Origin of the sequence: Streptomyces sp. HUAS TT7 (assembly GCF_051550175.1) — a bacterium.
Lineage (GTDB): Bacteria > Actinomycetota > Actinomycetes > Streptomycetales > Streptomycetaceae > Streptomyces.
On sequence record NZ_CP196175.1, the window covers coordinates 2,116,718 to 2,137,168 of the forward strand.

The 20,451-nt window shown below is 72.1% G+C and carries 14 protein-coding genes; 11 read left to right on the top strand and 3 right to left on the bottom strand.

The window, feature by feature from the left end; genetic code table 11:
* Nucleotides 1-77 precede the first annotated feature (77 nt).
* From ACSHXC_RS09445 to ACSHXC_RS09460, 4 genes are all read left to right on the top strand, one after another.
* Complete coding sequence (locus ACSHXC_RS09445; protein ID WP_438291148.1) at nt 78-1,364, top strand: DUF692 domain-containing protein; 1,287 nt, start codon at nt 78-80, stop codon at nt 1,362-1,364.
* 187 nt (nt 1,365-1,551) lie between these two features.
* A complete protein-coding gene (locus tag ACSHXC_RS09450; protein ID WP_438291149.1) occupies nt 1,552-2,331 on the top strand; it encodes a DUF4142 domain-containing protein in 780 nt (259 codons plus the stop codon).
* Between the two features lie 81 nt (nt 2,332-2,412).
* Complete coding sequence (locus ACSHXC_RS09455) at nt 2,413-3,171, top strand: TIGR04222 domain-containing membrane protein (protein WP_438291150.1); 759 nt, start codon at nt 2,413-2,415, stop codon at nt 3,169-3,171.
* 107 nt (nt 3,172-3,278) lie between these two features.
* Entirely contained in the window at nt 3,279-4,877 is a 1,599-nt protein-coding gene (locus ACSHXC_RS09460; protein ID WP_438291151.1) for an alpha/beta hydrolase, read from the top strand.
* Between the two features lie 157 nt (nt 4,878-5,034).
* Here ACSHXC_RS09460 and hemQ read toward each other — a convergent pair whose 3' ends face one another.
* Both hemQ and hemG read right to left on the bottom strand, forming a co-directional pair.
* Nucleotides 5,035-5,751 carry a hydrogen peroxide-dependent heme synthase gene (gene hemQ, locus ACSHXC_RS09465; protein ID WP_399493710.1) on the bottom strand — a complete coding sequence of 239 codons (717 nt, stop codon included), beginning with the start codon at nt 5,749-5,751 and terminating at the stop codon, nt 5,035-5,037.
* Between the two features lie 4 nt (nt 5,752-5,755).
* Nucleotides 5,756-7,186, bottom strand: coding sequence for a protoporphyrinogen oxidase (gene hemG / locus ACSHXC_RS09470; protein ID WP_438291153.1), 1,431 nt, complete (start codon nt 7,184-7,186; stop codon nt 5,756-5,758).
* Between the two features lie 206 nt (nt 7,187-7,392).
* Here hemG and ACSHXC_RS09475 point away from each other — a divergent pair, with 206 nt between their 5' ends.
* Entirely contained in the window at nt 7,393-8,769 is a 1,377-nt protein-coding gene (locus ACSHXC_RS09475) for an FAD-dependent oxidoreductase (RefSeq protein ID WP_438291154.1), read from the top strand.
* Between the two features lie 14 nt (nt 8,770-8,783).
* Here the strand turns inward: ACSHXC_RS09475 and hemE are convergent, their stop codons facing one another.
* Nucleotides 8,784-9,851 (bottom strand): uroporphyrinogen decarboxylase, encoded by a 1,068-nt coding sequence (gene hemE, locus ACSHXC_RS09480; protein ID WP_438291155.1) that lies wholly within the window; start codon nt 9,849-9,851, stop codon nt 8,784-8,786.
* 91 nt (nt 9,852-9,942) lie between these two features.
* Between hemE and ACSHXC_RS09485 the strand changes: the two genes are divergently transcribed.
* From ACSHXC_RS09485 to ACSHXC_RS09510, 6 genes are all read left to right on the top strand, one after another.
* The gene (locus tag ACSHXC_RS09485; RefSeq protein ID WP_438291156.1) at nt 9,943-10,596 is read left to right on the top strand and encodes a DUF3000 domain-containing protein; all 654 of its coding nucleotides are present in this window, start codon (nt 9,943-9,945) and stop codon (nt 10,594-10,596) included.
* Nucleotides 10,597-10,868: 272 nt separating this feature from the next.
* Entirely contained in the window at nt 10,869-11,531 is a 663-nt protein-coding gene (locus ACSHXC_RS09490; RefSeq protein WP_053729434.1) for a helix-turn-helix transcriptional regulator, read from the top strand.
* Between the two features lie 78 nt (nt 11,532-11,609).
* A complete protein-coding gene (locus ACSHXC_RS09495; protein WP_438291157.1) occupies nt 11,610-12,893 on the top strand; it encodes an HRDC domain-containing protein in 1,284 nt (427 codons plus the stop codon).
* A 148-nt stretch (nt 12,894-13,041) separates the two neighbouring features.
* Nucleotides 13,042-16,653 (top strand): beta-galactosidase, encoded by a 3,612-nt coding sequence (locus ACSHXC_RS09500; RefSeq protein ID WP_438291158.1) that lies wholly within the window; start codon nt 13,042-13,044, stop codon nt 16,651-16,653.
* A 394-nt stretch (nt 16,654-17,047) separates the two neighbouring features.
* Nucleotides 17,048-18,274: a thiolase family protein gene (locus ACSHXC_RS09505; RefSeq protein WP_189965629.1), complete on the top strand. Its 1,227-nt coding sequence runs from the start codon at nt 17,048-17,050 to the stop codon at nt 18,272-18,274.
* A complete protein-coding gene (locus ACSHXC_RS09510) occupies nt 18,271-20,403 on the top strand; it encodes a 3-hydroxyacyl-CoA dehydrogenase NAD-binding domain-containing protein (RefSeq protein ID WP_438291159.1) in 2,133 nt (710 codons plus the stop codon). Before ACSHXC_RS09505 ends, ACSHXC_RS09510 begins: the two co-directional genes overlap by 4 nt.
* Nucleotides 20,404-20,451: the final 48 nt, after the last annotated feature.

A 20,451-nucleotide genomic window follows, 5' to 3' on the forward strand; every position in this document is an offset into this window, starting at 1 on the left:
GGCCGACAACCTCAAATCAAGCTCTGAACGTGCCCCGCGCGGGATTCGGCGGCGGGGCTCCGGGCCATGACCTGTCCATGAAGCATTTGGGCATCGGCATCGGCTGGCGGCCTGAGATCGCTCGGGCTGTGGAGGGGCTCGACGGCATCGACTGGGTCGAGGCGGTCGCGGAGAACCTCTGCCCCGGCCACCTCCCCGATTCGGTGCTGCGCCTGCGCGAGCGCGGCGTCACCGTCGTGCCGCACGGGGTCTCGCTCGGCCTCGGCGGCGCCGAGCCGCCGGATGCGGGCCGCCTCGCCGATCTGGCGGCCCGGGCCGAGGCGCTCGGCTCCCCGCTCGTCACCGAGCACATCGCGTTCGTGCGCGCGGGCGGCGCGCTGACCGCCTCGCCGCCCCTGGAGGCGGGCCACCTCCTGCCGGTGCCGCGGACCCGGGACGCCCTGCGCGTCCTGTGCGAGAACGTCCGCATCGCCCAGGACGCGCTGCCCGTGCCGCTCGCCCTGGAGAACATCGCGGCCCTGATCGACTGGCCCGACGAGGAGTTGACGGAGGGTCAGTTCCTGGCGGAGCTGGTCGAGCGCACGGGCGTCGGGCTGCTCATCGACGTCGCCAACCTCCACACGAACCGGGTGAACCGCGGCGAGGACCCCGCGAAGGTCCTCGACGGGCTGCCCTTGGAGGCGATCGCCTACGTCCATGTCGCGGGCGGTGTCGAGCGCGACGGCGTGTGGCACGACACCCACGCCCACCCCGTGCCCCGAGCGGTCCTCGACGTCCTGGCCGAACTGGCCTCGCGGGTGACCCCGCCCGGCGTGCTCCTGGAGCGGGACGAGGCGTTTCCGCCAGCGGCGGAGCTGGCGGGCGAACTCGACGCGATCCGGGCCACGCTGCGGGCCCCGGAGCCGCCGAGCGCGCCCTCCGCCGCCATGGAGCCCGGGCCCCGCAGAGCCCCCGAGCACGTCGGCCGGTCGCGTGAGCGGCTCGCCCTCGCCCAGACCGCCCTGCTCTCCTCGCTCACCGCGGGCACGCCCGCGCCCGCCGGGTTCGACGGGCCACGCCTTCGGGTGCAGGCCCGGGCGCTCGCGGCCAAGCGGGCCGATGTGGTGGCCAAGGTGGCGCCCGAGCTGCCGCAGATCCTCGGGGACGGCTACCGGGAGGCGTTCGCCTCGTACACCAAGTCCCGTCCGATGCGGGGTGGTTACCGCCAGGACGCCCTGGACTTCGCTCGCTTCCTGCTCGACGCAGGACGGCCCGACGACGCGGAGGCCCGCCGCGCGCTCGCCCGCTGGCGGAAGGAGCGGGCCGGCGCCAGGCCGCCGGGCCGGGCGGCTCGACTCCTTCGCACGCTGACCCGGGCGGCCTGAGACAGGCCACGCAGGCCTTCGCACCCCGACCCGCGCAACCCGTCAACGTACCTCGCGCGCAAGGGAGTTGACCCGAACTCCCGTATCACGTGACGACCCCCACACCACCCGGCCACCCATTTCACGAAACCGCCTCCGGGATCAGCGGCACCCGCACTACCGTGCGGCACCGCACCAGGAGGCACCCATGCGTCGCTTGTTGTCCGGTACCGGGCTCGTCGTCATCGCCCTCGCGGCGACCCTGCTCGCGCTGCTCTTCCCCCTCTGGTCGTACGCCGACCGCTCCGGCACACCGCTCGCCGATCTCAACGCCGGTACGGTGGCGACCCGTTGGGGTCCGCTGTCCGCCGCCGACCGGGACTTCGTGGTGCGGGTGCGGCTCGCCGGGCTCTGGGAGGGACCGGCGGGCCGGCAGGCCATCGAGCGGGACCCCAGCGCCACGGTGAAGGCGGCGGGGCAGCACCTCGTCGACGGGCACGCCTTCCTCGACGCCCGGGTCCGCGAGGTCGCGGCCGACCTGGGCATGGAGCTGCCCGACCAGCCCAACGCGCAGCAGCAGGGCTGGCTGCGCCGGCTGACGGCGGACACCGGCATCGCCTACGAACGGGACTTCGCCAACCTCCTGCGCGCCGCCCACGGCAAGGTGTTCGCCCTGGTCGCCCAGGTCCGGGCCGACACCCGCAACTCGCTGGTGCGCGGGCTCGCAGACGATGCGAACACGACCGTCCTCGACCACATCAAGATGCTGGAGGCGACCGGGTTCGTCGATTTCGACGCGCTCGCGCGGGACGCCGCGACCGCGAGCCCCACCGGGCCGCCGCCGCCCGCCCCCGGAGCCACCCCGGCGAGCCCGGTTCCCCTCACGCCCCCGCCGTCCGACAGCGCGTCAGCGTCGTTCCCGCTACCGCCGGCCGCCTCCCGGCCCAAGGACGAGGCGTCGCCCGAACCCGCCTCCCACACTCCGTAACGAAGCGATCAAGCGATGACTGACGCCCAAAATGTGGACAGGCCATGGCGGCGAAGTGTCAACTTCGCATACAACTCGGCCATGTTCTGGGTCCTCTTCCTTCTGCCGGCGATCGTCGCGGCCGGGTTGTCCTGCGGCCGCCTGTGTCTCGCGGCCGTGGCCGCGGCCCGTCCCCAACCGCGGCCGGACGGGGAGCGGGGACTGTCCTGTTACGAGGCCGCGTTCCTGGCGGGCGGCCCCTGCCGGGTCGCCGACCTGACCCTGGTCTCCATGCACCGCGCCCGCCGGCTGCTGCTCGCGCACACCGGCTGGGCCACCGTCGTCGACCCGGAGGGGCGCGACGACCTGGAGCGGTCCGTCCTCACCGCGATCGGGCCCGGCGGCCAGGAGCGGATAGCGGCGATACGGTCCGGCGCGGCCGCGGCCGACGCGGTGCGCTCGCTCGCCGACCGGCTCGCCGGAGCCGGGCTCGCCGTCCCCGACGCCGTGCGGTCCGGGGTCAGCTCCTCGGTGCGCGCGGTGCGCAGCGCCACCCTGCTGATCACCGTGCTCGCGGTCAGCGCGCTGCTCAAGCCGGGCGAAGGGGACACCGGGCGGGGTGAGATCGCCGCCTGGTTCGCGCTCCCCCTCGTTCTCACGCTCGGCTGCCTCGTCATCGCCCGCGTCGAGATCCATCCGTACACCCGCTGGGCCTCGCCCGACGGCCGGCGTCTGCTCGGCAGGCTCGACCCGGCGGACGATCCGCTCACGGCGGTCGCGGTGCGCGGCCTGCGCGGGGTCGACGATCCCCAGCTGCGCAGCGCCCTGACGAGCGGTCGCTTCGCGCATCGGGGTCAATGACGGGGCCCGGAGCGGCCCCGCTGCTTTACTTCACCCCCGGCGAAGTATTCCCTTTCGAACTATATGTACTTCTGTAGTACCGCAGCACGAAAGGGAATGCACCGGCGATGAGAGCTGTAGCGCTGTACGGAACCCTGGGTTCCCTCGTCCTTTCCGCCCTCGTCGCCGCGCCCGCGGGCAGCGCCGACCCGCTGAGCGCCGAGGCCCGGGGGGTGGCGGCGGCCGCCCAGCGCGCGGCCGCGGCCCCGATCACCTTCGGCCGCTGCCCGCAGGCCGAGTCGCTGCCCGCCTCGGTCCAGTGCGGCACCGTCGAGGTCCCGCTCGACTACGCCCAGCCGACGGGCCGTCAGATCACCCTCACCGTCAGCCGGGTCAAGGCCCGGGGCAAACGCGCCCAGCGACAGGGCGCCCTGGTGTTCAACCCGGGCGGGCCGGGCGCCTCCAGCATGTACTTCCCGATGGTCGCCCAGCTCGCCGGCTGGAAGCGGATCGCCGCGGCGTACGACCTCGTCGGATACGCCCCGCGCGGCGTGGCCCGCTCGGCGCCGCTGTCCTGCCAGGACCCGGCCGACTTCACCAAGGCCCCGACCGAGTCGCCCTCGCTCCCCTCGGAGTCGTACAAGAAGGAGCGGATCGCGCAGGCCCAGGCGTACGCCCAGGGCTGTGCGCGCAACGCCGGGGCGGCGCTGCCGTACTACACCAGCATCAACAACGCACGTGACCTGGACGTGCTGCGGGCCGCGCTCGGCGAGCAGAAGCTGACCTTCATGGGCGCCTCGTACGGCACCTACTTCGGGGCGGTGTACGCGACGCTCTTCCCCTCGCACATCCGCCGGATGGTCTTCGACTCGGTGGTCGACCCGGATCCCCAGCAGATCTGGTACCGCAACAACCTCGACCAGTCGCTGGCCTTCGAGAGCCGCTGGCGGGACTTCCGCACCTGGGTCGCCAAGCACGACACGGTCTACCACCTGGGCGTCACGGCCGACGAGGTCCTTGAGAGCTACGAGAAGGTGCGGGCCAAGCTCACCCGGGAGCCGGCCGGCGGCATCGTGGGACCCGCGCAGCTGCAGGCCGCGATCCTCAAGGCCGGGTATTACGACGACTACTGGTCGAGCCGGGCCACCGCCCTGTCGGAGTACCTCAAGGGCGATCCGAAGCCGCTGATCGAACAGGCCGCGCCCAAGCCGGCGACGGCGCGCGACGACGAGAACAGCAACGCCGTGTACACGGCCGTCCTGTGCAACGACGCGGCGTGGCCGAGGGACTTCGAGACGTGGGACCGCGACAACAGCAAGCTCGCGGCGGTCGCGCCGTTCGAGACGTGGGACAACGCGTGGATGAACCTGCCGTGCGCCTTCTGGACGGCCCCGCAGCAGACGCCGATGGAGGTGGGGGCCAAGGAGGGGGAGCTGCCGTCGACGCTGATCCTGGCGGCCGAGCGGGACGCGGCGACGCCGTACCACGGGGCGCTGGAACTCCAGCGGCGGCTGCCGGGCTCCGTACTCGTCACGGAGAAGGACGCCGGTACGCATGGCATCGCGGGCGGCGCGAACTCCTGCATCAACGGCTATGTGGAGGACTATCTGCTGAACGGTCGGACGCCGGTGCGGCGCGCATCGTGCGCGCCGCACCCGGAGCCGAACCCGGTGTCGCTGGACGAGCGGGCAGCCGGCAGGCCGGGGCATGTGTTGCCCACTCTCTGATCTTCCGGGTCAGGGGTGACCGGGGCCCGCTCGCGTGGCGCGGGCCCCGGTCACCTGGTCTTGCTAGGCCAGTGAGGCCACGAGGTCGGCCACACTCTTGCGGCGGCCCGTGCTGCATCCCCCGGGGGACGACCCCCGGACCCCCGGCCGGAGGCCGTCAGGCGAGCCCGGCGACGAGATCCGCAACGGACTTCCTCCTGCCCGTGTAGAACGGCACCTCTTCGCGGACGTGCATGCGGGCCTCGGAGGCGCGCAGGTGGCGCATCAGGTCGACGATGCGGTGCAGTTCGTCGGCCTCGAAGGCGAGCAGCCACTCGTAGTCGCCGAGCGAGAACGAGGCGACCGTGTTGGCCCGCACGTCCGGGAAGCCGCGGGCCATCTTGCCGTGGTCGGCGAGCATGCGACGGCGGTCCTCGTCGGGCAGCAGGTACCAGTCGTAGCTGCGCACGAACGGGTACACCGACACGTAGTCGCGGGCGTGCTCGTCGGCGAGGAACGCCGGGATGTGCGCCTTGTTGAACTCGGCGGGCCGGTGCAGCGCCATGTTCGACCACACCGGCTCCAGCGCGCGGCCCAGCTTGGTGCGGCGGAACAGGTTGTAGGCGCTCTGGAGCTCGTCGGAGGTCTCCGCGTGCCACCAGATCATGATGTCGGCGTCCGCGCGCAGACCCGACAGGTCGTAGGTGCCGCGGACGGTGATGTCCTTGGCGGCGAGCTGGTCGAACAGCTCCTGGACCTCGTCGGCGTAACCGGCGCGATCCTCAGGAAGTACGTCGCGCAGCTTGAAGACAGACCACAGGGTGTAGCGGATGACCTCGTTGAGGTCCTTCGCCTTCTTCCCCGCGTTGGGAATCTTTTCCGGAGCAGCACTCATGTGGCTATTGTCCCGCGTCACTCTGGGTGTTCTGCGCCAGGGTCGACGTGGCGATGATCTCGTCCGCGGCGCGCCGGGCGCTGGCGATGCACGCCGGGATGCCGACACCGTCGTACGCGGCGCCGCAGACACGCAGTCCGGGCAGCTTGGCGACCTCGGCCCGGATGCGGGCGACCTTGGCGAGATGGCCCACCGGGTACTGCGGAAGCCCGCCGATCCAGCGGGTCACCTCGGTCGCGACGGGCCGGGCGGCCAGGCCGACTGCCTCGCCGAGGTCGCCGAGCGAGACGTCCACGAGGTCGGGGTCGTCCCAGTCCAGGTGCTGCTCCTCGCCGTAGCGCCCGATCGAGGTACGCAGCACGAACAGGTCCGAGCCGCGCTCCTTCACCCACTGCCACTTGTACGAGGAGAAGGTGGAGGCCTTGATGGTGCGGCCGTCCACCGGCGGCACCAGGAACCCGGAGCGCTCCTCAAGACCGGCCAGATCGGCGCGCCGGAAGGCGAGCGTGACCAGGACCATCGAGGCGTACTCGACCTCGGAGAGCTCGGCGGCCGCGACCGGCGACTCGGCGGCGAGCAGCGCGGAGGCGGACCAGGCGGGGGTGGAAAGGATCACTCCGTCGGCCTCGACGAATTCCGTGTCGGTACGGATCCGCCAGCCGTCGGCGGTCCGGGTGAGGCCGAGCACGGGGGTCTCGGTGCGGATCTCACCGCCCTGGGCGCGCACGGCGTCGGCGACCGCGCCGGGCAGGGTGCCGAGGCCGCCGTCGAGGCCCGCGAACACCGCGCCGGTCTGCTGCCTGGCCGCGGCCTTCGCCTGGATGTCCTGGACGCCGTCGAGCAGCGAGTCGTGGGTGCGGGCCGCCTCGAAGAGCTGGGGGACGGCGGCCCGCAGGGAGATCTTGTAGGCGTCGCCCGCGTACACGCCGCCGAGCAGCGGCTCCACCAGGCGGTCGACGACCTCACGGCCGACCCGCTTGGCGACGAACTCGCCGACCCCGATGTCCTCGCCGACCTCGGTCGGGGCGAGTTCGCGGTCCTGCTCGACGCGGGCCAGGCCCTCGGCGGACAGGATGCCGTGGAGCGTGCCGGGCTGCGCGGGGACGCCCATCACATGGCCCTTGGGCATCGGCCGCAGCGCGCCCCGGGTCCAGATGGAGGCGGCGGCGGTGGCGGGTGCCTGGAGCCGGTCGCCGAGGCCGACCGCGCGGGCCAGGTCGACGCCTTCGGGACGGCGGGCCAGCATCGACTCGGCGCCGAGGTCGACGGGCGCGCCCGCGATCTCCCCGGCCAGCAGCTTGCCGCCGAGCACCGCGCTGCCTTCGAGCACGGTCACCCGGGCACCGGCCCCGAGCAGCCGGTGGGCGGCGGCGAGTCCGGAGATCCCGCCTCCGACGACGACGATGTGCGGGGCACGGGTGACGGCGTTGTCCATGCCTCCACTGTCTCAGACCCCGGACGGCGACCCGAAACGAGTCCCGACCCCATGATCAACTCCCTTTCGGCGTGGGCGAGTTGACGGGCCTGCTGGACCAACACACGGGAGGCCACCGGCCGGGCGGGGAATTCCGCGCTCCCCCGGTACGTATCTTCACCAGGAGAAGGCGGATCCGGAGCGGCTCACGATCGGAGGCAACCCCCATGGCGGCGGAGCGACTGGTGGTCATCGGCGGTGACGCGGCGGGCATGTCCGCCGCCTCGCAGGCCCGCAGGCTGAAGGGCCCGAAGGAGCTGGAGATCGTCGCCTTCGAGCGCTCGGGCTTCACGTCGTACTCCGCGTGCGGGATTCCGTACTGGGTGGGCGGCGACGTGCCGGAGCACGACGACCTGATCGCCCGCACGCCCGAGGAGCACCGGGATCGCGGGATCGATCTGCGGATGCGTACGGAGGTGACGGAGCTCGATGTGGAGGGCCGCCGGGTGCGGTCCCGCGACCTCGCGTCCGGGGCCGAGGAGTGGACCTCGTACGACAAGCTCGTCATCGCGACGGGGGCGCGGCCGGTGCGGCCCGCGCTGCCGGGGATCGACGCGCCGGGGGTGCACGGGGTGCACACCATCGACGACGGGCGGGCCCTGCTCGACAGCCTGGAGGCGGCCGGGGAGCGGCGCGCGGTGGTGGTCGGCGGCGGCTACATCGGCATCGAGATGGCGGAGGCGATGCTCGCCCGGGGCTTCGAGGTGTCGCTGCTCACCCGCGGCCCCGAGCCCATGCACTCGCTCGACCCGGACATGGGCCGGCGCGTCACCGAGGCGATGGAGCGCTCCGGGATCCGGGTGGTCACGAACGCCGAGGTCACCAAGGTCCTCACGGCCGGGTCGGGGCGGGTGCGCGCGGTGGCGACGGAGTCCGCCGAGTACCTGGCGGACGTGGTGGTGCTCGGCCTGGGCGTCACGCCCCGTACCGAACTGGCCCGCGCGGCCGGTCTGCCGCTCGGCGTCGCCGGCGCGCTGCGTACGGACACGTCGATGCGGGTGCGCGGGCACGAGAACATCTGGGCGGGCGGCGACTGCGTCGAGGTGCTCGACCTGGTGTCGGGCCGGCACCGCCACATCGCGCTCGGCACGCACGCCAACAAGCAGGGCCAGGTCATCGGCTCCAACGTGGGCGGCGGGTACGGCACGTTCCCGGGCGTGGTCGGCACGGCGGTCACCAAGGTCTGCGAGACGGAGATCGCCCGCACCGGGCTCCTGGAGAGGGAGGCGTGGGAGGAGGGCCTCCAGTACGTCACGGCGGCCATCGAGTCGACCAACACCGCCGGGTACTACCCGGGCGCGGCCCCGATGACGGTGAAGATGCTGGCCGAGCGCCGCACGGGGCGGCTCCTCGGCGTGCAGATCGTGGGCGGCGCGGGTGCGGCGAAGCGGATCGACATCGCGGCGGTCGCCCTGACCGCCCGTATGACGGTGGATCAGATGACGGCCCTGGACCTCGGGTACGCCCCGCCGTTCTCGTCGGTGTGGGACCCGGTCCTGGTGGCGGCACGCAAGGCGGTGTCGGCCGTGCGCGCCGCCGGATAGGGACCGGATAGGGACTAGCGCGCCGTCTGCTCGTGGACGTATGCGACCAGGCGGGTCAGCGCGTCCGGGTCCATCGACGGGAGCACGCCGTGGCCGAGGTTGAAGACGTGGCCCTCCAGGCCGGCGGCCGCGTCCAGGACCTCGCGGGTCTTCGCCTCGACGGCCGCGGTCGGGGCGAACAGGACCGCCGGGTCGAGGTTGCCCTGGAGCGCCTTGCCGGGGCCGACCCGGCGGGCCGCCTCGTCGAGCGGGACGCGCCAGTCGACGCCGACGACGTCCGCGCCGGCCTCGCCCATGAGGCCGAGCAGTTCGCCCGTGCCGACGCCGAAGTGGATGCGGGGGACGTTGTAGGGGGCGACCGCGTCGAAGACCTTCGCCGAGGCGGGCAGGATCGAGCGCCGGTAGTCGGCGGGGGCGAGCGCGCCCACCCAGGAGTCGAAGAGCTGGACCGCGGAGGCGCCCGCCTCGATCTGCACCTTGAGGAACGCGGCGGTGATCTCGGCGAGGCGGTCGAGCAGGTCGGCCCACAGCTCCGGGTCGCCGTACATCATGGCCTTGGTGTTCTCGTGGTTGCGGGACGGGCCGCCCTCCACGAGGTAGCTGGCCAGCGTGAACGGGGCGCCCGCGAAGCCGATGAGCGGCGTGGCACCGAGCTCGCCGGTCAGCATGCCGATGGCCTCGGTGACGTAGTGGACGTCCTCGGGCGTCAGGTCGCGCAGCCGCGCGAGGTCGGCCCGGGTCCGGATCGGCTCGGCGACGACGGGGCCGACGCCCGGCTTGATGTCCAGGTCGATGCCGATGGCCTTGAGCGGGACCACGATGTCGCTGAAGTAGATGGCCGCGTCGACCTTGTGACGGCGCACCGGCTGGAGCGTGATCTCGGTGACCAGGTCGGGCCGCATGCACGACTCCAGCATGGGAACGCCCTCGCGCACCTTCAGGTACTCCGGCAGCGACCGGCCCGCCTGGCGCATGAACCAGACCGGCGTGCGCGGGACCGCTTCCCGCCTACATGCCTTGAGGAACGCGGAGTCGTGCGTCTTGCTGTTCGGCTGGCCCACAGGGCGGTCGTTGGCGCTCACGCCCAGAATCTTCGCATGTGGCCGCAAGCCGCTGCCCCGGGCCGGGTGTCCCTACCGGCGCCGGGCGCCCGTTCCGCCTAGTCTTCCCCGCATGGCTGCCGCTCAGGGACGAACTTCGGATGGCGCTGACGGCAGGGAAGCCGCGGACGGGACCACCGTTCCGATCTCCTTCCGTCAGGCCGTCGACGCACTGCGGACGGCGCGACTGCGCCCCCAGATCGAGGTGGACGAGACCCGCCCGCCACAGCGCCTGGCCCCGTACGCCTACGCCGTGGAGGCGGCGGTCGTCGAGGGCGAGGACGACCTGGCCGACGGCCGGCTCGTCCTGCTGCACGACCCCGCCGGGCACGACGCCTGGCAGGGCACCTTCCGCCTGGTCACGCTCGTACGGGCAGAACTGGAGCCGGAGATGGCGGCCGACCCGCTGCTGCCCGAGGTCTGCTGGTCGTGGCTGACCGGCGCCCTGGAGGCACGCGGACTCTCGTACGGGGAGGCGAGCGGCACGGTCACCCGGGCCGGATCGCACTACTTCGGCGGGCTCGCGGAGCGCCTTCCGGCCACCCAGATCGAGATCCGGGCGTCGTGGACGCCGCGCGAGGGCCTGGGCGGGGTGCCGGACACGGCGGGCCACCTCGCGGCCTGGTGCGATCTGCTGTGCCAGATCGCGGGCCTGCCGCCGGTGTCGGGTCCGACCGAGGCGGGCAGCGGTGTCGTCACCCTGCCGCAGCGCCGCGACCCCCGCTGACGCATCCCCGTATCCCTTCGTGACGGCCTGCGCCCCGCCTCTGGTGGGGCGCAGGCCGTTTCCGCAGCCCCCCCCGTGCGGGTCGACCCGCCCCGCCGATTACTCGACGATCGAGCACGCGTCCGAATTGCCCTAAATGTTTCTCACCAAATCGTGATCATTCTCTAAAGGCCGAGGGCTTTGGTGCCGAAGAGGTTTGTGACCCTAACTGCACGGTTCGCCCCGGCTTCATCCCCGAGCCGGCTACGTCCCGCACCTTTCCAGGAGGCCTGGTGTCCGTTCTTCTTGAGCAGCCCGCAAGCCTGGTCGCCTACCGCCCGAACAAGCCGACGGCCATGGTCGTCGTTGCCGACCCCCGAGTCCGCTCCACCGTCACCCGACACCTGTGGGCGCTCGGAGTACGTGACGTCATCGAGGCGTCGTCCATCGCGGAGGCCCGTCCCCGCGTCGGCAACCCGCGCGACATCTGCGTTGCCGACGTCCACCTGCCCGACGGTTCCGGGCTGACCCTGCTGTCCGAGACCCGAGCCGCGGGCTGGCCCAACGGCCTGGCCCTGTCCGCGGCCGACGACATCGGCGCCGTGCGCAACGCCCTCGCGGGCGGCGTGAAGGGCTATGTCGTCACCGGTACGCGTACCAACGTCGGGCACCCCGGCCGCCCCGGCGCCGCCCCCATCGGCGCCGCGGCCGCCCGTATGCACCGCCGCCCCCCGGGTGCCCCGAGTCACCCGGGCGGCTACCGCGAGCTCTCCGGCCGCGAGGTCGAGGTGCTCCGGCTGGTTGCGGAGGGCCAGTCGAACAAGGCGATCGGCGTCTCCATGGGGCTGTCCGCTCTGACCGTCAAGTCTCATCTCGCCCGGATCGCACGCAAGCTCGGCACGGGCGACCGCGCCGGCATGGTGGCCGTCGCGCTGCGTACCGGAATCATCCACTGACTGGTTTACGACCCTCGCGCGCCCGTCGACGGAACGTTCCGTCGACGGGCGCCGTGCATACACAGATACCCTTGACAGGTGACCGACGCCCATAAGACCGCAGCAGAGACAGCACTGCGAACCACCGGGGGCGCTCCCCCGGACGACGTCGACAAGGCGCCGATTCCCTTGCTGGAGCCCCGAGAGGGCATTCCGCCTGTCGTTGCCACCGATGAAGCACTGGCCGAAGTGGTCGCCGCCTTCGCGGCCGGCACCGGCCCCGTCGCCGTGGACGCCGAGCGCGCGTCCGGCTACCGCTACGGGCAGCGCGCCTACCTCGTGCAGATCCGCCGGGAGGGCGCGGGCACCGCGCTCGTCGACCCCGTCGGATGTCCGGATCTCTCCGCCCTCGGGGAGGCACTTTCGGACACCGAGTGGATCCTGCACGCCGCGACCCAGGACCTGCCGTGCCTGCGCGAAATAGGCATGGTGCCCTCCCGGATCTTCGACACCGAGCTCGCCGGGCGGCTCGCGGGCTTCCCGCGCGTGGGCCTCGGCGCGATGGTCGAGAGCGTGCTCGGGTACGCCCTGGAGAAGGGCCACTCGGCGGTCGACTGGTCGACCCGGCCGCTCCCCGAGCCCTGGCTGCGCTACGCCGCCCTCGACGTGGAGCTCCTGGTCGATCTGCGGGACGCGCTGGAGAAGGAGCTCGACCGGCAGGGCAAGCTGGAGTGGGCCCGCGAGGAGTTCGACGCGATCGCCTCCGCACCGCCCGCGCCGCCCCGCAAGGACCCCTGGCGCCGTACCTCCGGCATGCACAAGGTGCGCAGGCGCCGGCAGATGGCCGCCGTGCGCGAGCTGTGGAACGCCCGCGACAAGGTGGCGCAGCGCCGTGACGTCTCGCCGGGCAAGGTGCTGAGCGACTCCGCGATCATCGAGGCCTCGCTCGCGCTGCCCGCGCATGTGAACGCGCTGACCGCACTGCCCGGCTTCGGGCACCGGATGGGCCGGCGTCAGCTGGAGCAGTGGCAGGCGGCCGTCGACCGGGCGAAGGCCCTGACGGAGGCCGAACTTCCGCAGCCCGGCCAGCCGCTGCAGGGCCCGCCCCCGCCGCGTTCCTGGGCGGACAAGGACCCGGCCGCGGCGGCCCGGCTCTCGGCGGCCCGTACGGCCGTCTCCGAGCTCGCCGAGCGGCTGAACATGCCGCAGGAGAACCTGATCACCCCGGACACCGTGCGCCGGGTCTGCTGGGAGCCGCCGGGCGACCGCTCCGAGGCCGCCGTCGCCGAGGCGCTCGCGTCCTACGGCGCAAGGCGTTGGCAGATCGAGCAGGTCACGCCGCTGCTCTCGGCGGCGCTCACGGCCACACCGGCCAAGTCCTGACCGGCTGAACGGGTCGGGCCCGCGGCACCTCCAGGTCGCCGCGGGCCCAGAATTCCCCAAGACCGGACCGTATCCAACAGCCTCGAACAGCTTTAGGCTGTGCGCCGCATCAGATTCTTTCAGTGCACCGCACCACGGAAGGAATGACATGCGCACGCCATTACGCGCGGCGGCTCTCGCGGTCACCACCGTGCTCGCCCTGGGCGCCGCCGGCCTCACCGCCACCGCGCCCGCCGCACAGGCCCTCCCGAAGGCGCCGGCCGCCTCCCACACCGTCGGCCACGACGACCACGCCCTGACCATCGACGGCAAGCCGCTCTCCATCTGGTCCGGCGAGTTCCACTACTGGCGGCTGCCCAGCCCCGACGCGTGGCGCGACGTTCTGCAGAAGATGAAGGCGGGCGGCTTCAACGCGGCCTCCATCTACTTCGACTGGGACTTCCACTCCCCACGGCCCGGCGTGTACGACTTCACCGGTGTCCGGGACGTCGACAAGCTGCTGGACATCGCGCGGGAGGCGGGGATCTACGTCATCGCCCGCCCCGGCCCGTACATCAACGCCGAGACCGACGGCGGCGGCTTCCCCGGCTGGCTGGTTCCCCAGAAGGGCAAGGCCCGCACCACGGCGCCCGACTATCTGGCGGCCGCCGACGAATGGCTCTCCAGGATCGACCCCATCCTGGCCCGCCACCAGCTGACCAACGGCACCGGCACGCTCATCGCCTACCAGGTCGAGAACGAGTACTACCAGGACACCCCCGACGGCCACGCCTACATCCAGCACCTCGTCGACAAGGCGCACGCGGACGGCATCACCGTGCCGCTGACGGGCAACCACAACGGCGTGTTCGCCAAGGAACTCGACATCGACGGGCACGACTCCTACCCGCAGGGCTTCAACTGCTCCAGCCCCGACACCTGGCACGCTCTGCCCGATCTGTCCGGTGCGAAGAAGAGCGACGAACCGCTGTTTCTGGCCGAATTCCAGGGCGGCTCCTTCGACCCGTGGGGCGGCCCCGGCTTCGACAAGTGCCGCCGGCTCACCGACGGCGACTTCGAGAAGGCCGCGTACGAGAACAACATCGCCTCGGGCGCCACGATGCAGAACTTCTACATGGCCTACGGCGGCACCTCCTGGGGCTGGCTGCCCTCACCCGGCGCGGTCTACAGCTCGTACGACTACGGTGCGCCGATCCGCGAGGACCGCCAGCTCAGCGAGAAGTACCTGGTCGACAAGCGACTCGGGTACCTGGTGCAGTCGGTGGCACCGCTGACGAAGACCGAGAGCACGACGGCGAGCGCGCCCGACAACGCCTCCGTGCTGCGCCGTGACCGGCGCAACCCCGACGACGGCACCACGGTCACGGTCGTGCGGCACAAGGACGTCAACAACAAGGCGAAGGACACCACGCATCTCGCACTCGGCGGGTACGCGTCGGTGCCGCAGGAGCCCGGCACGGCCCTGACGGTCGACGGCCGCGACTCGAAGCTCCTGGTCTCCGACTACGCGATGGACCACCAGCGATTGAGGTATTCGACGTCCGAGCTCATGACGCACGGCACGTTCGGCGCGCGGGACGTGGCGCTGCTCTACGGGCGGCACGGGCAGGACGGCGAGAGCGTGCTGCGGTACGCGGCGCGGCCCGCCGTGAAGGTGCTGAGCGGGCAGGTCAAGCAGACGTGGGACGCGGCGAGCGGCGACCTGCGTCTGAACTACACGCACGACGGCCTGGCGCAGATCCTCATCACTCCACCCGACGGTTCAACTCCCTTGCTCCTACTGCTTGCTGACGATGCGACAGCCGATGCGTACTGGCGGCTCGACACCCCGCAGGGGCCGGTCCTGGCGAGCGGTCCGGAGCTGCTGAGGACCGCCTCGTACGACAAGGGTGTACTGAAGCTCACCGGGGACACCGACAAGGCGGCCTCGCTGCACGTCCTGACCGGCGCACCCACGACGTCCGTCAGCTGGAACGGGCGGCCCGCGCCGGGCGCGCTCGACACGACGGGCAGCGCCCTCGCCGGACCGAAGCCGGTCTCCCTTCCCACGCTGGGCAGCTGGAAGGTCCAGCGGGAGACCCCGGAGGCGGCGCCCGGGTTCGACGACGCGGCGTGGCGGGCCGCCGACAAGCCGGTGCTCTCGGCGGACGACTACGGCTTCCACGCCGGGTCGATCTGGTACCGGGGCCATTTCACGGCCACCGGCGCGGAGTCCGGGATCCAGGTACACGCCAGTACGGGCAAGGGCGGTGCGTACCTGGTGTGGCTCAACGGCACCTATCTGGGCAGCTCCGCCGACGCGACGCATCTGTTCACGGTGCCGGGCGGGGTCCTGAAGGCGGGCAAGGACAACGTCCTCGCGGTGCTCGCGGCCGACATGGCGCACGAACAGGACTGGTCGGCCGACGACAGCCACAAGCAGCCGCGCGGGCTGACCTCGGTGCGGCTCGTGGGCTCGGCGAAGCAGATCGGCTGGCGGCTGCAGGGCGCGCTCGGCGGCGAGGACCTCGTCGACCCGGTGCGCGGCGGGCTCAACACCGGTGGCCTGTACGGGGAACGCCAGGGCATGCATCTGCCCGGCTACCCGGACGGCGGCTGGCCTTCCACCTCCCTCCCCGACACTCGGGCGGGCGCGGCCGGGGTCTCCTGGTACCGCACCGCCTTCGACCTGGACCTGCCGCAGGGCCAGGACGTACCGCTCGGCCTGACGGTCTCGGACGACAAGGCGAAGCACTACCGGGCGCTCGTGTACGTCAACGGCTGGATGACCGGCCTGTACGTGAACGACCTCGGGCCGCAGAAGTCGTTCCCGGTGCAGCCCGGGATGCTGCGCACCCATGGCCACAACACGGTCGCCATCGCGGTGATCGGCGAGGACGCGGGCGGCGACGGGCTCGGGAAGGTGACCCTGGACGCATACGGGAACCACACGACGCCGCTGCGGTACGGGGACATCGCCTCACCGGGCTGGTCGGCGACGACGAACCGCGATCCTTCGGCGAGCGCGGATGTACGGATCGCGGCGCCGGACACGATCGCGCGGGGCGCGGCGGGCGAGGTGACGGCGTCCTTCACGCCGCGCCGGACGGCGGCGCGGGATGCCTCGCTCGCAGTGCGGCTGCCCGACGGGTGGACGGCCTCCACGCCGCTCACCCAGCCGCTGGGGGACGTACCGGCCGGGCGCACGGTGACGCGTACCTGGAAGGTGACGGCGGCAAGCGGTTCGGGTCCCTGGTCGGCGGTGCTCTCGGCGGCGGCGCGGTACCGGGGCGGCACGGCGTCCGCCGCGGCGGGGGTCGCCTCGCCGCCCCCTGCGCCGGGGTCCGGCGCGCACGACCTCGCGGATCTCGACTTCACCGCGACGAACGGGTGGGGGCCGGTGGAGCGCAACACCTCCAACGGGGAGGACGCGGCGGGTGACGGGCACCCGATGTCCATCGCGGGCGTGCCGTATGCGAAGGGGCTCGGGGTGCACGCGGCCGGGGACGTGACGGTGTTCCTCGGCGGGGCGTGCTCGCGGTTCACGGCGTCGGTGGGCGTGGACGACGAGACGGGTGGGGGCGGTTCGGTGGCCTTCTCGGTCCTGGCGGACGGGCGCGCGGTGGCCACGACGGGGGTGCTGCGGGGGCGGGGGGCCGCGATCCCGCTGGCCGCGGATGTGTCGGGCGCGCAGGTGATCGACCTGGTCGTGGCCGACGGGGGCGACGGGAACGGGCTGGACCATGGGGACTGGGCGGCAGCCCGGCTGACCTGCGGGTAGCCCGACGGGGTGCGCTGGGGCTCCGCCCCAGACCCCTTTGGCCCCACCCCGCCCCCTCCCTGGATCCTCCGGGGGTGAGTGGGCCGGCTGCGGCCGAGGGGTGGTCGGTCGACCGCGGATCGTGCGTGGCTGGTCGCGCAGTTCCCCGCGCCCCTAGCAGCGTGCGGTACGGGCATCTTCAGCCCGTCCGGCGATTGAGGACGAGCGCCCTTCAGGCGCGAACGGGGGTCCGGGGGCGGAGCCCCAGGGGTGCGGAACGGAGTGTGACGTTCGCCGCTCCCGAGCCCGGGGGTGGGCAGCCGGGTTACTCGTAAGTAGCATGGGCGGGGTGAGCGCGCGCTCAGTCGCGTGCGCAGCAGTGCAGTGCCACCCCGCACCCTGGAGGAGAGCCATCGTGCCTCGTACCGTCAGGGACGTCGTCTTCGTCGACGGCGTCCGCACCCCGTTCGGCAAGGCGGGCCCGAAGGGCATCTACCACGAGACCCGGGCCGACGATCTGGTCGTCAAGGCGATCCGGGAGCTGCTGCGCCGCAACCCGGCCCTCGACCCCGCGAAGATCGACGAGGTCGCCATCGCGGCCACCACGCAGATCGGTGACCAGGGCCTGACCCTGGGCCGTACCGCCGGCATCCTCGCGGGCCTCCCGCAGTCCGTCCCCGGCTACTCCATCGACCGCATGTGCGCGGGCGCCCTGACCGCCGTGACCTCGGTCGCCGGCTCGATCGCGTTCGGCGCGTACGACGCCGTGATCGCCGGTGGCGTCGAGCACATGGGCCGCCACCCCATGGGCGAGGGCGTCGACCCGAACCCGCGGTTCGTCAGCGAGAAGCTGGTCGACGAGTCCGCCCTCTTCATGGGCATGACCGCCGAGAACCTGCACGACCGCTACCCGCAGATCACCAAGCTGCGCGCCGACGAGTACGCGGTCCGCTCGCAGGAGAAGGCCGCCAAGGCGTACGCCGACGGCAAGATCCAGCAGGACCTGGTCCCGATCTCGGTGCGCAACACCAACGCCGAGGTGGGTGAGACCGGCTGGGGCCTCGTCACCGCCGACGAGCCGATGCGTCCGGGCACCACCCTGGAGAGCCTCGCGGGCCTCAAGACGCCGTTCCGCGTGCACGGCAACGTCACCGCGGGCAACGCGGCCGGCCTCAACGACGGCGCCACCGCGTCGATCATCGCGTCCGAGGAGTTCGCGCGGGAGAACAACCTCCCCGTGAAGATGCGCCTCGTCTCGTACGCCTTCGCCGGCGTCGAGCCGGAGGTCATGGGCTACGGCCCGATCCCGGCGACCGAGAAGGCCCTCGCCAAGGCCGGCCTGTCGATCGAGGACATCAACCTCTTCGAGATCAACGAGGCGTTCGCCGTCCAGGTCCTGGCGTTCCTGGACCACTACGGCATCGCCGACGACGACGCGCGCGTCAACCAGTACGGCGGCGCCATCGCCTACGGTCACCCGCTCGCCTCCTCCGGCGTACGCCTGATGACGCAGCTGGCCCGGCAGTTCGAGGAGCAGCCGGAGGTCCGCTACGGCCTCACCACCATGTGCGTCGGCTTCGGCATGGGCGCCACGGTCATCTGGGAGAACCCGCACCACAAGGACGCCGGAGGCAGCAAGTGAGCACCACCACCGCTGAGCTTCTCAAGGGCGCGGCCGAGCTGTTCCCCGACGAGGTCGTGACGTCCGCGCACGTCCGCCACCTGGAACTGCCGTACGGGGCGGGCAAGTTCGCCCTCATCACGCTCGACAACGGCTTCGACCACACCAAGCCGACCACCTTCGGCCCCGGCTCGCTGGCGAACCTCAACGCCGCCATCGACCAGGTCGAGAAGGAGGCCGCCGAGGGCACCATCGTCGCCGCCGGTGTCACGGGCAAGCCGTTCATCTTCGCGGTCGGCGCCGACCTCAAGGGCGTCGAGATCCTGAAGCGCCACGAGGACGCCCTGGCCATCGGCAAGAGCGGTCACGAGGTCTTCAAGCGCCTCTCCGCGCTGGCCGTGCCGACCTTCGCGTACTACAACGGTGCCGCGATGGGCGGCGGTGTCGAAGTCGGTCTGCACTGCACCTACCGCACCGTCTCCAAGGCGCTGCCCGCGTTCTCGCTGCCCGAGGTCTTCCTCGGCCTCGTCCCGGGCTGGGGCGGCTGCACGCTGCTCCCCAACCTGATCGGCGCCGACAAGGCCGTCTCGGTCATCATCGAGAACTCGCTGAACCAGAACCGCCAGCTCAAGGGCAAGCAGGTCTTCGAACTCGGCATCGCCGACGCCCTCTTCGAGGGTGCCGACTTCCTGGAGCGGTCCCTCGTCTGGACCGCGCAGGTCCTCAAGGGCGACGTCACCGTCGAGCGCCCCGAGGTCGACCGCGGCGAGGCCTGGGACCAGGCCGTCGCCAAGGGCCGCTTCATCGCCGACTCGAAGGTGCACGGCGCCGCCCCGGCCGCGTACCGCGCCCTCGACATCATCGCGGCGTCCAAGGACGGCGACCTCCAGGCCGGCTTCGACGCCGAGGACACCGCGCTCGCCGACCTGATCATGGGCGGCGAACTGCGGTCCGGCATCTACGCGTTCAACCTGGTCCAGAAGCGCGCCAAGCGCCCGGCCGGTGCCCCGGACAAGAATCTGGCGCGCCCGGTCACCAAGGTCGGCGTCGTGGGCGCGGGCCTGATGGCCTCGCAGCTCGCCCTGCTGTTCCTGCGCCGCCTGGAGGTGCCGGTCGTCCTGACCGACATCGATCAGGAGCGCGTCGACAAGGGTGTGGGCTACGTCCACGCCGAGATCGACAAGCTGCTCTCGAAGTCCCGGATCAACCAGGACAAGGCCAACCGTCTCAAGGGCCTGGTCTCCGGTGTCCTCGACAAGGCCGAGGGCTTCTCGGACGCCGACTTCATCATCGAGGCCGTCTTCGAGGAGATCGGCGTCAAGCAGCAGGTGTTCGCGGAGGTCGAGGCGGTCGCTCCGGCGCACGCGATCCTCGCCACCAACACCTCCTCGCTCTCGGTCACCGAGATGGCGTCGAAGCTGAAGCACCCCGAGCGGGTCGTCGGCTTCCACTTCTTCAACCCGGTCGCGATCCTGCCGCTCCTGGAGATCGTCCGCGGCGAGCAGACCGACGACGTCTCTCTGGCCACGGCCTTCGGCGTCGCGCGCAAGCTGAAGAAGACCGCGGTCCTGGTGAAGGACGCTCCGGCGTTCGTCGTCAACCGCATCCTGACCCGCTTCATGGGCGAGATCCAGAACGTCATCGACGAGGGCACCCCGGTCGCCGTCGCCGAGAAGGCCGTCGAGCCGCTCGGTCTGCCGATGTCGCCGCTGGTCCTCCTGGAGCTGGTCGGCCCGGCCATCGGTCTGCATGTGTCCGAGACCCTCAACCGCGCCTTCCCGGACCGCTTCACGGTCTCCGAGAACCTGGCCGCGGTCGTGAAGGCCGGCAAGCGCGGCTTCTACGTGTACGACTCCGGGAAGCCGGAGCTGGACCCCGAGGTCGCCGCTCTCCTCAAGCAGGGCGACGTCGCCCTGACCGAGGAGCAGACCCGCGACCGCGTCCTGGACGCGGTGGCGCAGGAGATCGGTCTGATGCTGGACGAGGGCGTCGTCGCCGAGGCCCAGGACATCGACCTCTGCCTGATCACGGGCGCCGGCTGGCCCTTCCACCTGGGCGGCATCACGCCGTACCTGGACCGCGAAGGCGTCTCGGAGCGCGTCAACGGCAAGAAGTTCCTGGCGCAGGGCGTCGCGAGCGTCCCCGCGTAGCACTGCCCCGAACGAGCAGAGGCCCCGCACTTCGGTGCGGGGCCTCTG

Excerpts from the sequence above, each read along its gene's own strand:
- ACSHXC_RS09445 (WP_438291148.1), top strand. The coding sequence starts at position 78 with ATGAAGCATTTGGGCATCGGCATCGGCTGGCGGCCTGAGATCGCTCGG.
- ACSHXC_RS09450 (WP_438291149.1), top strand. The coding sequence starts at position 1,552 with ATGCGTCGCTTGTTGTCCGGTACCGGGCTCGTCGTCATCGCCCTCGCG.
- ACSHXC_RS09455 (WP_438291150.1), top strand. The coding sequence starts at position 2,413 with ATGTTCTGGGTCCTCTTCCTTCTGCCGGCGATCGTCGCGGCCGGGTTG.
- ACSHXC_RS09460 (WP_438291151.1), top strand. The coding sequence starts at position 3,279 with ATGAGAGCTGTAGCGCTGTACGGAACCCTGGGTTCCCTCGTCCTTTCC.
- hemQ (WP_399493710.1), bottom strand. The coding sequence starts at position 5,751 with ATGAGTGCTGCTCCGGAAAAGATTCCCAACGCGGGGAAGAAGGCGAAG.
- hemG (WP_438291153.1), bottom strand. The coding sequence starts at position 7,186 with ATGGACAACGCCGTCACCCGTGCCCCGCACATCGTCGTCGTCGGAGGC.
- ACSHXC_RS09475 (WP_438291154.1), top strand. The coding sequence starts at position 7,393 with ATGGCGGCGGAGCGACTGGTGGTCATCGGCGGTGACGCGGCGGGCATG.
- ACSHXC_RS09485 (WP_438291156.1), top strand. The coding sequence starts at position 9,943 with ATGGCTGCCGCTCAGGGACGAACTTCGGATGGCGCTGACGGCAGGGAA.
- ACSHXC_RS09500 (WP_438291158.1), top strand. The coding sequence starts at position 13,042 with ATGCGCACGCCATTACGCGCGGCGGCTCTCGCGGTCACCACCGTGCTC.